Origin of the sequence: Bacillus sp. FJAT-27986, from assembly GCF_001685035.1 — a bacterium.
Lineage (GTDB): Bacteria > Bacillota > Bacilli > Bacillales > Pradoshiaceae > Pradoshia.
Genome location: NZ_MAYV01000015.1, coordinates 126688 through 138535 on the forward strand (window position 1 = coordinate 126688; position 11848 = coordinate 138535).

General features: G+C 39.6%; 16 protein-coding genes. 15 read left to right on the top strand and 1 reads right to left on the bottom strand.

Annotated elements, in window-relative coordinates:
- Positions 1 to 80 precede the first annotated feature (80 nt).
- The 9 genes from A8L44_RS19370 to fliS all read left to right on the top strand — a co-directional run bounded on the left by A8L44_RS19370 (position 81) and on the right by fliS (position 6484).
- The gene (locus A8L44_RS19370) at positions 81 to 212 is read left to right on the top strand and encodes a hypothetical protein (protein WP_302621341.1); all 132 of its coding nucleotides are present in this window, start codon (positions 81 to 83) and stop codon (positions 210 to 212) included.
- Between the two features lie 139 nt (positions 213 to 351).
- The gene (fliW, locus tag A8L44_RS11540) at positions 352 to 792 is read left to right on the top strand and encodes a flagellar assembly protein FliW (protein ID WP_066106029.1); all 441 of its coding nucleotides are present in this window, start codon (positions 352 to 354) and stop codon (positions 790 to 792) included.
- A gap of 3 nt (positions 793 to 795) precedes the next feature.
- A complete protein-coding gene (csrA, locus tag A8L44_RS11545; RefSeq protein ID WP_066106032.1) occupies positions 796 to 1035 on the top strand; it encodes a carbon storage regulator CsrA in 240 nt (79 codons plus the stop codon).
- A 125-nt stretch (positions 1036 to 1160) separates the two neighbouring features.
- Positions 1161 to 1988, top strand: coding sequence for a flagellin N-terminal helical domain-containing protein (locus tag A8L44_RS11550; RefSeq protein ID WP_066106034.1), 828 nt, complete (start codon positions 1161 to 1163; stop codon positions 1986 to 1988).
- 305 nt (positions 1989 to 2293) lie between these two features.
- Entirely contained in the window at positions 2294 to 2458 is a 165-nt protein-coding gene (locus A8L44_RS11555; protein WP_066106037.1) for a carbon storage regulator, read from the top strand.
- A gap of 200 nt (positions 2459 to 2658) precedes the next feature.
- On the top strand, positions 2659 to 3492 hold the full coding sequence (hag, locus tag A8L44_RS11560; protein ID WP_066106040.1) for a flagellin Hag: 834 nt from the start codon (positions 2659 to 2661) through the stop codon (positions 3490 to 3492).
- Between the two features lie 229 nt (positions 3493 to 3721).
- Positions 3722 to 4084, top strand: a complete 363-nt coding sequence (gene flaG, locus A8L44_RS11565; RefSeq protein WP_066106044.1) for a flagellar protein FlaG — start codon at positions 3722 to 3724, stop codon at positions 4082 to 4084.
- 12 nt (positions 4085 to 4096) lie between these two features.
- Positions 4097 to 6061: a flagellar filament capping protein FliD gene (gene fliD, locus A8L44_RS11570; protein WP_066106047.1), complete on the top strand. Its 1965-nt coding sequence runs from the start codon at positions 4097 to 4099 to the stop codon at positions 6059 to 6061.
- Positions 6062 to 6082: 21 nt separating this feature from the next.
- The gene (gene fliS, locus A8L44_RS11575) at positions 6083 to 6484 is read left to right on the top strand and encodes a flagellar export chaperone FliS (RefSeq protein ID WP_066106049.1); all 402 of its coding nucleotides are present in this window, start codon (positions 6083 to 6085) and stop codon (positions 6482 to 6484) included.
- Between the two features lie 62 nt (positions 6485 to 6546).
- Here the strand turns inward: fliS and A8L44_RS11580 are convergent, their stop codons facing one another.
- The gene (locus A8L44_RS11580) at positions 6547 to 6750 is read right to left on the bottom strand and encodes a hypothetical protein (RefSeq protein ID WP_066106052.1); all 204 of its coding nucleotides are present in this window, start codon (positions 6748 to 6750) and stop codon (positions 6547 to 6549) included.
- 236 nt (positions 6751 to 6986) lie between these two features.
- Here A8L44_RS11580 and A8L44_RS11585 point away from each other — a divergent pair, with 236 nt between their 5' ends.
- The 6 genes from A8L44_RS11585 to A8L44_RS11610 all read left to right on the top strand — a co-directional run bounded on the left by A8L44_RS11585 (position 6987) and on the right by A8L44_RS11610 (position 11690).
- The gene (locus A8L44_RS11585; RefSeq protein WP_066106054.1) at positions 6987 to 9203 is read left to right on the top strand and encodes a hypothetical protein; all 2217 of its coding nucleotides are present in this window, start codon (positions 6987 to 6989) and stop codon (positions 9201 to 9203) included.
- Positions 9200 to 9499 carry an EscU/YscU/HrcU family type III secretion system export apparatus switch protein gene (locus tag A8L44_RS11590; RefSeq protein ID WP_066106057.1) on the top strand — a complete coding sequence of 100 codons (300 nt, stop codon included), beginning with the start codon at positions 9200 to 9202 and terminating at the stop codon, positions 9497 to 9499. Before A8L44_RS11585 ends, A8L44_RS11590 begins: the two co-directional genes overlap by 4 nt.
- 42 nt (positions 9500 to 9541) lie before the next feature.
- Entirely contained in the window at positions 9542 to 9967 is a 426-nt protein-coding gene (locus tag A8L44_RS11595; protein WP_066106060.1) for a flagellar export chaperone FliS, read from the top strand.
- Positions 9968 to 9987: 20 nt separating this feature from the next.
- Entirely contained in the window at positions 9988 to 10812 is an 825-nt protein-coding gene (locus A8L44_RS11600; protein ID WP_066106066.1) for a flagellin N-terminal helical domain-containing protein, read from the top strand.
- Positions 10813 to 10830: 18 nt separating this feature from the next.
- Positions 10831 to 11268, top strand: a complete 438-nt coding sequence (locus A8L44_RS11605) for a YaaR family protein (RefSeq protein ID WP_066106067.1) — start codon at positions 10831 to 10833, stop codon at positions 11266 to 11268.
- Between the two features lie 68 nt (positions 11269 to 11336).
- Positions 11337 to 11690, top strand: a complete 354-nt coding sequence (locus tag A8L44_RS11610; protein WP_066106070.1) for a hypothetical protein — start codon at positions 11337 to 11339, stop codon at positions 11688 to 11690.
- The last annotated feature ends 158 nt before the right edge of the window (positions 11691 to 11848 follow it).

An 11848-nucleotide genomic window follows, 5' to 3' on the forward strand; every position in this document is an offset into this window, starting at 1 on the left:
AAAGATGAGTTGACTCAAGAAGCGCCCAGTGGCCAATTGGGTCAACTCTTTTTGTATGTTTTGAGGAGGAGAGACTATCCATGTCCATTGCCCAATTACAAATGAACTCAACATCAGCGCAGCTCGGCTACCAAATCAAACGTATTAATCAATCGATTGAACAACAGATTGCAGATGTATCGATCGAACAGATATACAGCCTCAGAAGGTGAATATTCAGGTACAAACCCATCAGCCAACGATTAATTATTCCAGGCAGTATAAGCTATTACATGAAACAATATCAATCTCTTGAATTTTTTATAGCTAATCAAAATCCATTCGAAATGAAACTATAGGGGTGAAGCTAACGTGAAGCTGACAACAAAATATCATGGTGAGCAAGTGATCGAAGAAAAAGTTATCATTACCTTTGATGAAGGTATTCCCGGCTTTCCGAACGAACAGAAATTTGTGCTGCTTCTTTTAACAGATGATCAATCATTCTTTGTGCTTCAATCTGTGAAGACACCGAATCTAGCTTTCGTGGTTACAAGTCCGTTCCTAACCTACCCTGATTATGAATTTAAATTAGATGATGAAATTGTGGAATCATTAGGGGTAACAGAGGAACATATTACGGTGTTTTCGATTGTGACAGCGAAGGAGCCATTCGAGGAGTCAACGATTAATCTTCAGGCTCCGCTTATTATGGATACGAAGAAGGGTAAAGGAAAACAAATCATTCTGAATCAAACAAACTACCAAACTAGAACACCTTTATTTCCAAAAGTAGAAAGCAAGGGGGAGTAAAGCATGCTTATTCTATCGAGGAAAAAAGATGAATCCATATTAATCGGTTCCGATATTGAAATTACAGTTGTTTCTGTACAGGGCGATCAGGTTAAGCTTGGCATTAAAGCCCCAAAGCAAGTCGACGTCTATCGAAAGGAACTATTTGAGGAAATTCAGCATGAAAATGTAGAAGCAGCGGAGGTTACGGTTAATATTGGAGATTTGATTAATAACTCTAAAAATAGGACGAAAGACTCATAGAGAGCGATTGAAATCACCCGATACAAATAGTGTACAAGAGAAGGAGAGACGGCCGCTTTTAATCTCTTATACACAAAAAAGGACCACATGGACGTGATCCGTTAAATCAGGGAGGATTTTTTATTATGATTATCAATCACAATATCGCAGCAATCAATACGCACCGCCAATTTGGTGTAGCGAACAACGCACAATCCAGTTCAATGGAAAAATTGTCTTCAGGTCTTCGTATAAACCGTGCCGGAGATGACGCAGCTGGTCTATCTATTTCCGAAAAAATGCGAGGTCAAATCCGCGGATTAGAGCAATCTTCTCGTAACGCTCAAGATGGTATTTCTTTGATCCAAACAGCTGAAGGTGCTCTTAACGAGGTACATTCAATTACTCAACGTATGCGTGAATTGGCCGTGCAATCTGCGAACGATACTAACATTGCAGAAGACAGAGCAGCTTTGAAAGATGAGTTTGATGCCTTGGCTACAGAAGTTGGACGTATTAATACTGATACAGAATTCAATAAACAAAAATTACTTGATGGTACTGCTGGTAATGCAGGTGTTCTATCTATGCATGTTGGTGCGAATAAAGATCAAGTTATCCAAGTTGATTTAACTAGCGTGAAATTAGATGATATTCAAGCAGCAATTGCAGATGCTGATATCAGCAATCAAACTGGGGCAGAGGCAGCAATTGCTACTTTAGATGAGAATATTGCTAAGATTTCTACTGGACGTTCTAAGCTTGGTGCATACCAAAACCGATTAGAGCATTCTATTGCGAACTTGGACAATGCTGCAGAGAATTTGACAGCTGCTGAATCTCGTATTCGTGACGTGGATATGGCGAAAGAAATGATGGAGCAAACAAGATCATCCATTCTATCTCAAGCAGCTCAAGCAATGCTTGCGCAGGCTAACCAAACACCGCAAAATGTGCTTCAATTGCTACGTTAAATCTATCGAAATCGGAATTCTCTATGGGTTCCGATTTTTTTATTATAAAAAATGTTAAAATTTTATATTAAAACTATTAAATGTTAAAATAAGTTTCCGATATAGATTATGTAAGAGAAACAACCCGAAAAAATTTCATACTGAATACTCAGGACGAGTAAATATTTCTTATTGAATCTTCGCAGGACGCGAATGTGAGATAGGGGATGTTTACTTTTTTATGTGTACTAAAGCATAAGGAGGGTAATGTTCTCTATGGGGGTCTTACAAACTGATCACTTTTCTCAAGGAGGAGGACCACAACTATGCTAGTACTTGGTAGAAGACCTGGTGAATTTATAAAAATTGGTGATGACATCACTGTAAAGGTCGTTAAAAGTGAAGATGGACACCTTCGCTTAGCTATTGATGCCCCCAAACACGTAAAAATTACGCGTGGGGAACTATTAGATAACCAACAAAACAAATAGATACCTATTTGCTCATGGACGAGCGGTACTAAACTACGATGCAGGAAGCATCCCAGTTTCAGAACCGCCCGTCTTTTTTAATCTCGTTATTACTGGAACCCCCCATCCTAGGCAACGGGCCAGTTTCCATTAATATATAAATTTAAAATCTATCAGGTGGAAAAGGAAGTCCACCTACACATTCCAAGGAGGAAAATTAAATGATTATCAATCACAATATCACAGCATTAAACACACACCGTCAGTTAGGTGCAGCAACAAATGCACAAGCTGGATCAATGGAGAAATTGGCTTCTGGTATGCGTATTAATAAAGCTGGGGATGACGCAGCTGGTCTTTCAATCTCTGAAAAAATGCGCAGTCAAGTTCGTGGTTTAGACCAAGCGGCTAAAAACTCACAAGATGGTATTTCATTAATTCAAACTGCTGAGGGAGCGCTTAATGAAACGCATTCTATTTTACAACGTCAGCGTGAATTAGTTGTTCAATCAGGAAATGCTGGGACTCTTGAAGCGGATGATCTTAAAGCTATTCAAGATGAAATTGGACAACTAAATGATGAGTTAGACGGTATTGCAGAACGCACACAATTTAAAGGAAAAAAATTATTAGATGGTAATTATTCTGCAAATTTACAAATTGGAGCAAATAAAGGGCAACAACATACTATAGCTATTAATTCTGGAACAAAAGATGCTAAAGCGGGGTATGATTCTACAGCATTAACTGTTAAAACTATAGTAGCAGATGGTACTTCTTTTGATACAGATATCGCATTGGTAGATGCAGCAATCTCAAAAGTTTCTGCAGCACGTTCTAACCTTGGAGCGAATCAAAATCGCCTAGAGCACACAATTAATAATTTAGGAACAGCGTCTGAAAACCTAACAGCTGCGGAATCTCGTATCCGTGACGTAGATATGGCGAAAGAAATGATGGAACAAACTAAAAATTCTATCCTTTCTCAAGCAGCGCAAGCAATGTTGGCTCAAGCTAACCAACAACCACAAGGAGTTCTTCAACTTCTTCGTTAATTATAATGAAAATTCGGTTTTTCCTAATGGAAAGCCGGATTTTTTAATTTAAAGTAAAGAGTGTATGGTAAGCCTTCATGAACGAATCAACTGCGACATAATCTTCAAAATTGAATGCTCTAAGAGATTCGCATTTTTATATTCATTTAATTATCCCTTTCTTCCTTAAAATCTCCCCCATCCTACCGATATACCTAATAACAGTGAACTGAATAGTTGGAGGTGCGAGATGGTGAATGGTATTTCGGCTGATGTTGGTCATTTGGCTCCACAGTCTTTTACTAAAAGTTCTGTTCCTATAAATGAGCAGGCTATGGTTCAGAACGTTATTCCTCAACAAGAACAGTCACCTATGACAGATGTACAAATGAAAGAGAAGCTTACAGAAACGATGGAAGCTATGAATAAATTTATAGGTCCGATGCATGCGTCTTTAAAATTCGAGCTTCACGAGGATCTAAATGAATATTATGTAACCGTGGTTGATGATGTAACAGGCAATGTGCTACGTGAAATTCCTCCAAAGAAGATGCTTGATATGTATGCAGCTATGGTAGAGAACATGGCTTTGTTTGTAGATAGAAAAGTTTAAGGATGTGAAAGAATGCGTATTTCCGGTTTAGCTAGTGGCATAGATACAGATACAATGGTTAAACAGCTAATGCAGGCTGAAAGAATCCCTTTAGATAAATTAAAACAAAATAAACAGACACTTGAGTGGAAACGTGATGATTACCGTTCTATCAATACACTGTTAACGAATTTTCGCCAAGATGTATTGAACATGAAGCTGAGTTCTTCCTATCGTTCCAGAACGACAAGCAGTACGAATGATGCAGCGGTTACAGCCACCGCAACATCTGGCGCGAGCGCAACCAGTTATCAATTATCCGATGTTAAGCTGGCCAAAGCGGCTTCTCTTACAACTAAAGTATTGTCCGGTACAAATCCTAAAATAGATTCCAGTAAATCCCTAGAATCCATGTCGGGCAGCTTTTCTTCTGCTATTGATTGGAAATCCGGTGTGGTTGAAACACAGAAGTTTACGGCCAACGGGTCACCCATTGATCTTAAATTACCTGACACTGTAACTATTCAAAATGATCAAGTTCAAATTAAAGTGGCAGGAAAAGTGTTGGAGCAATATTCAAAGGATGCCAATGGTAATGACGTTGCAAATTATACGATTGATAAAGGAGTTATTACATTCGAAAATAATATTCCTGCATCAGGGTCAGCCATCGAAGTAAACTATGTGACAGATAAAAAGATAGAAACAATCTCTATAGCTAAAGATGCCTCAAGCTTTCAACTTTCTAAAGTAGCCATTAATGAAGGGTCTATGACCCTGAAAGTTGGGGGTAAATCTGTTACGGTTGACGAAAATGGAGACTTTAGTGTTGGTACTATATCTGGTACGGTAAATTTCAAAACAGGTAAGGTTGATCTTAAACAAGCTGTAACTGAAGACATAGAAATACAGGCTGAGTATACGAAAAAATATACGGCCATGAATATGAGGACAACAACATCCAATGGTGAGATGAGTGAAAATTTCTTCATTACTTCTGATCAATCACTGGATAATGTTATCAGTAAGGTAAATTCATCTAGGCTTGGATTAAACATGTTCTATGATTCATTTACAGATAAAATATCTCTAACTAGAAAAGAAACAGGTACCTTTGCCAAAGATTTGAAGGATATTCAAATAGATACTTCATCATTAGCTCAAGCCCTTCAATTGACTTCAGCTGATTACCAAGCGGGTGCCAATGCGCTATTAAAAATTAATGGCCTAGAGACTCAACGGACAAGCAATACATTCGCCATGAACGGTGTCACATTTACGCTTAAGAGTGAATTTACTGAAGCAGTCACCGTTGGGATTAACAATGATACTACTAAAGTGTACGACAACATAAAGGGCTTTGTAGATAAATACAACGAATTAATTGCAACAATCCAAGGCAAGGTCAGCGAGGAACGTAACCGAAATTATTTACCTTTAACTGATGATGAACGTGATAGTTTGAGTGAAAAAGAAGTTGAGAAATGGGAAAATATTGCGAAGACAGGAATGCTGCGCAATGATTCTATTCTGAATGGAGCTTTAGATTCCATGCGGGGGAGCTTTTATAGTTCAGTTAGCACATCAACAGGTATGTATTCATCCTTAAGCAGCATCGGAATCACGACAACCTCTGATTACATGGCAGGCGGAAAACTCGAAATCAATGAAACGAAAATTAAACAGTCTTTAGAGGATGATCCTGAAAGTGTAGAAGCTTTATTTGCTTCGGAGGATGGGATTCTATCAAAGCTGCAAAACAATATATCTGCAGCTACTGACCAGCTGAAGGCAAGAGCGGGAACCTCATTGTCGACCAACGCTACATTTACGATGGGGAGAGATTTAACGAGTATTGATGATCGTATCAGTCGATTTGAGGACAGACTAGTCCAGGTAGAGAATCGCTACTATAAACAGTTCACAGCGATGGAAAAAGCAATTCAACAGGCAAACAGCCAATCAGGATATTTATCATCCATGTTTGCGACTGGTTAATAAAAAGGAGTGTACGTATAAATGGCAATACAAAATCCGTATCAGGCTTATCAAACGAATACTGTAACCACTGCTTCACCGGGAGAGTTAACGCTTATGCTGTATAATGGCTGCCTGAAATTTATTAAAGCCGCACGAGTTGCGATGGAGTCGAAGCAAATCCAGGCCAGACATGAGAATCTTCTAAAGGCGCAAAATATCATTAGTGAATTACGAATCACTTTAAATATGGATATGGCAATCTCTCAAAATATGATGGCGATGTATGATTATATCAACAGTCGGTTGATAGAGGCGAATACTAAAAATGATCCTGCTATGTTGGACGAGGCGGAGGAATTGGTTTTGGAGTTTCGTGATACATGGAAGCAGGCCATTCAACTCAATAGACGAAAGCAATATACCTCAGGAGGACATGCCTGATTCTAATAAAGAAGGGCTGAAAGATGAAGAGAATTGTTCATCTTTCGGCCCTTTTCTTCTATTTATTCGACTATATCCTGATCTTTTATATGAGTGATCCACATGTGATGCACACTATTAATAATACCAATCATGAGAATTTGCACAGATCCAAGAATGGCTAAGTTCAATCCTTGTAATCTTCCAGTTATGAAAGAATAGATGTTAAATATGATTAATACAACTAGTAAGCCATTCAGTATATGGATACTTTTACCCCTTTTCATTTCTCATCCTTCTTCCATTTTGATTAAAAACCCTTATGTGTTATTTATACCCATTATTGCCGATTATTTCTGTCATAGCAAGCGTTTTGTTGTATATTAAGAAATTTTTGTTCTTTTTAACGAATATTAGTGCTTAGGCAAACTAGGAAATTGTGTCTATTTCTTTATCACAAACTAATATTTGTAGGCAATTTACCGATAAAAAGAATAAGGAATTTGGACGGAGAGTGAACGCAATGCAGATTCAAGCAATCCATTCGGGGCATAGCTTAAACGGAAAAAGCAATCAATATTCAGTTGGACAGATTCAGTCTGTAACCATTAAAGAACGGGTATCCGCCAATACAGCTGTTGTTTCTTTAAAAGGTAAAGAGATGAGCATGACGTTTGAAAACGGAGTGCCGGCACAGAATAAGGCTCAAGTCGAGATTACGGGCATTGAAAATGACCAATTAACGGTTAAAACCCTTTCAACAAATCAGCCCGCAGCAGAAGGCCAGGCTCCTACCAAGGTTGAAGAAATTCTGAAAGCGGGCGGTGTTGATGCATCTAATAAAGACTTCCGTCAGGCTTTGCAAATTTTGCAGGAAAAAGGGTATCCGCTTTCTAAAGATAGTTTACAGACGATTCAGCGCTTTATGAACACAGAGGCGGGGACAGTGGAGCAAAAATTAGCTACCATTACGGCTTTGGCGGAGCGTCAGTTAGAGGTACGCAACCTTGAGCTAAAAGCAATTCACTCTGCCTTGCATGGTGAATCGATTGGGAAGATGGTTAGTAAAATTGGCAAAGAGCTTCCGGAGATTTCGAGGGTTTCTACACCACCTATTCATGTGCCGATAACTACAATCCGCGATTTAAAATCAGCCATCATACACCAGCAGGATTCTGCCAAAATCACTGAACAGGTGATGAAATTTATAAAGGATTCACCGGACCTTTCTCAAGCCGAAAAGAGTGCCATCTTAAAATCGCTGCTGGCTGGTAAAGAAGCTTTAATTCAAACTCTTTCCATCATTGATAAAAGCAAGGGAGCAGTCACTCCAGTGAATATGGAGGTTTCTGTTCATGGCAAGGAAGTAATGGATTTGATGAAAAGTGTTCAAAAGGATTCTTCCATGGCGATGGTATTGGCAAAAGCAACAGAATTTCTGAGTGGTGACTCTGCCAAACTATTCGAAGGTATTGAACGTCTGACAGGAGCAGTTGAAAAGGCAACAGAGCTTGTGTCCAAGGGTAGAGAATTGTCAGCGCGCAAAGAACTGATGACGGCATTATCAATCATGCAGGAGGAAAACCCAAAAGTAATGGATGTAAAACCGGCCAACTCATTAACCGAATCTGAGCAGACTGCAATCAATCAGACTATCCAGGGGCTGAACCCCTCATCAAAAGACGTAATCGTTACTGAGATTAGTAAAAAGCTATCCCAGCTTACGATCGATTTTAAACATATAAAAAGAGAGATTACGAGAAACTTGGATCAGTCTATCAAAATGATGGGGCAAAAACAGCCCCAGGTTAAGCAGGTCTTGGAATCTACCATTAAGCAGCTTGATCAAGCTATTTTAAAGGGTGACTTCATGCTTTATACCGATATGTCGACGGAGAAGAAGCTCCTGCAGGCTAGCAGCAGATTGCAGGAAGCAAAGAATTTGCTTATGAGTGGAAAGCTACCTGAGGCGAACCAAATCGTGAAGGAAGTTAAAGCATCCGTAGAAGGTCTTTTGTTTAAACCGTCTGATGTTAAAGTTAAGCATTTTGTGGCAGGCATGACGAGTAATGTTGGTGAAGATGTATTTACTCAAGGTGCAAAGCCTGAGCAGTCTGGACGGAATGTGCTGGAGCTGATTCGAAAACTCGGGATGATGAATGAACATGAGGTGGCGAAGTCTGTTTTGAATGGAAAACAGCCGGAAATGCCGCAAACTGTAAAATCCTCTCTGCTTTCGGTCTTGCAATCAGACCAGCTGAATCCGAAGCTGGCTCAGCAGGTGGAACAGGCTGTTCAAAAACTAACCGGTCAGCAGCTTCTAGCTAAGCCTGACTCATCCGGTATGCAGAATCTGGCCATGCAGCTTCCGCTTTTACTTCATAAGGAAGTTGAAAATGTGAAAGTATTTGTAAACTCTCAATCTGATAAGGATCAAATTGATTGGGAGAACTGCAGTCTTTACTTTGTGATGGAGACCAAGCGTCTTGGTGAGATTGGAATTTCGCTGACGGCGACCAATCGAAATTTGTTTCTAACCTTTAAAAGTGATAAGGAAGATTTGCTGCAATCCATGACTCGAATATCGGATTCATCGCTTGATCGGTTCAAGGAAATTGGTTATTCGATTGGCTCGGTTCAATTTAAACCGATGACCGTGGAAACGAAGAACTCAGAACGAGAGGCAAGTCCAGCAGCCCAAACAGCCTTTACGAAAAAGGGGTATGACATAACGATATGAGACAGCAATATTTCAATCAAATGAACCGTAAAAAGATGAATGGACCGACCGCAGCTGTCATAAGGTACGATGAACAAAATGGAGAGGCCCCGCAGCTAGTCGCTCAGGGAACTGGGGAAGTAGCTAGAAGGATTATTGAAATGGCTAAGAAAAATGATATTCACCTGCAGGAGGATGAGTCATTGGTCAGCCATCTTTTGGACATTGACCTTGGAGATTCGATTCCTCCGCAGCTTTATGCAGTGATTGCTGAAATCCTCCTTTTATTAGAAGAGCTCGATAAACAATATAACTAGCCCGTCGATATATAAAATAAGAGGACATGGAGGTTTTTGTGAATGGAATTTTTAACAGAGGAACTTATTGTGCAAAAATCATCTCAGGAATTAACGGCATTGCTGTATGAAGGACTATTAACCAATTTATATGAAGCAATTGATCAAATAGACGAGCCTAATTTATTCCAGGCTAATAAAAGCCTGCAAAGGGCCAGTGATATCGTTCATCGACTTGGTGTGGGACTTCGGTATGAAGCAGGCCCAATTACGGAGAATTTGGACACCCTCTATAATTTCCTGGCTGATGAGCTGATCCGGGTAAATCTAACTAAGAATACGGATAGCATTTCATTTCTGATCAAAATCGTTGAGACCCTATCCACTGCCTGGAATGATGCCATGGAACTGAAAAATAATGCAAAGGCTGATTCGTTAATTAAGATGGTATCGGCCTATGAAAATAACGTGATGAGGAAAAAATTCTAATAGAATGAGGGAGCATTTCCATGAAAATTAATCATAATATATCTGCCTTGAATGCCTATCGTAATCTATCAACTAATACAACCAATACAAATAAAAGCTTAGAAAAGCTATCATCTGGGCTTCGTATTAATAAAGCTTCGGATGATGCAGCGGGACTAGCTATTTCAGAGAAAATGCGTTCACAAATTCGCGGTCTAAATATGGCGGAACGAAATGCCCTTGATGGAGTTTCTCTCATTCAAACAGCAGAAGGCTCCTTGTCATCTGTCCATGAAATGCTGCAGCGTATGAGAGAGTTAACGGTTCAAAGCGCGAATGGGACGTATACGAATGAAGATCGTGAAGCCATCCAGGAAGAGTATAATCAGCTTACAGCAGAAATTGATCGTGTTAGTGAAACGACTGAGTTTAATAGTGCGAAGCTATTAGATGGAAGCCAATCTGAATTTAGTTTTCAAATAGGCGCTAATGCAGGCCAAACGATTGAGTTAACGATAAATAAAATGAATGCTGAAGAACTCGGATTAGGAACCGCAGCTGCACCATTAAATGTGAAAACAGCAGAGGCTGCGAATGCTGCTCTTTCAAAAATTGATGCAGCGATCGCGGCCGTTTCTGCAGAGCGCTCCAACTTAGGTGCGATGCAGAATCGTCTGGAGCATACGATTACGAATTTACAAACAATGAGTGAAAACGTAACCTCTGCAGAATCACGGATTCGTGATGTAGATATGGCTCTTGAGATGACCGAGTTCACAAAGAATAATATTTTAAATCAGGCAGCACAGGCCATGTTAGCACAAGCCAACCAACTTCCACAGGGTGTGCTACAATTATTGAAGTAACAAAGTTGAGGTGATCTCATGGAGGTACAAAGAGTAGGCAGGACTGGTTTGCAAAAGGTTAGTTCTAAGGAAGAGGTAGCGAAGGATTCCATTGCCTTTAAAGAGGTTATGGGAACCAGGCGCAATGATTTGACTCTTGAGCGATTGACACGGAAAATGCAGGAGATTGAGGAGCAGGGCAAGAGGCTCGGTGAAACTCAGTCGGTTGATCATTTGCGAAAATATAAGAAGCTTGTGAAAGAATTTTTAGATGATGCCGTAAAAAATGGGCTGCAATTAGAGGAGCATCGCGGTTTTAATCATCGTGGATCAGCAAAGGTGTATAAGCTTGTAAAAGAAGTGGATAAAAAGCTGGTTGACCTCACAAATGCTGTCCTTGATAAGGAAGATAAACGTATACATTTATTAGGCATGATTGGCGAAATCCAAGGAATGCTCATTAATATTTATACGTAATGGGGGTTTGGCCTTGGCTTTTACCGAAGTCAGGGCTTTTTTAAATGAGAGACAGAGGAGCTCGGTTTATGATGAGTGCACTGCGGGAATATTTTCAGGTAACAAGGGAAGCGATAGAGGTATTAAGTGATTTGAGCTGGGAAAAAGACCGCGAGATCGCTATTTCTAGGCTGGATGAAATCATTCGTATTCGGGAAAGTCTGCAAAAAGATATACAGCCTCCTTTTACTGACGAGGAAAAAAAGCTTGGCGAGTTATGTGTGAAGCTGAATGAAGAACTGGCGAAAGCAATGGCCAAACGGAGAATGGAAGTGGCTCGGAACCTTAAAATGGTACGGGAGCAAAAGCAGCATAATCAAAAATATGCCAACCCCTATGAGGCGATTTTAACAGATGGAGTTTATTACGATAAGAGGAAATGATTACCTCAAATGAATTATCATGAGAAGTAGTGCTTTTTTGTTGTTGAATAGGGTATACTATATATGAATTCCTTGAAAATCCTGAATATTTAAACTTAAACAAATTGTCGATATAGGCAGGATTTTTAAAAGGGATTAGAGAATATTAATAGTTATAG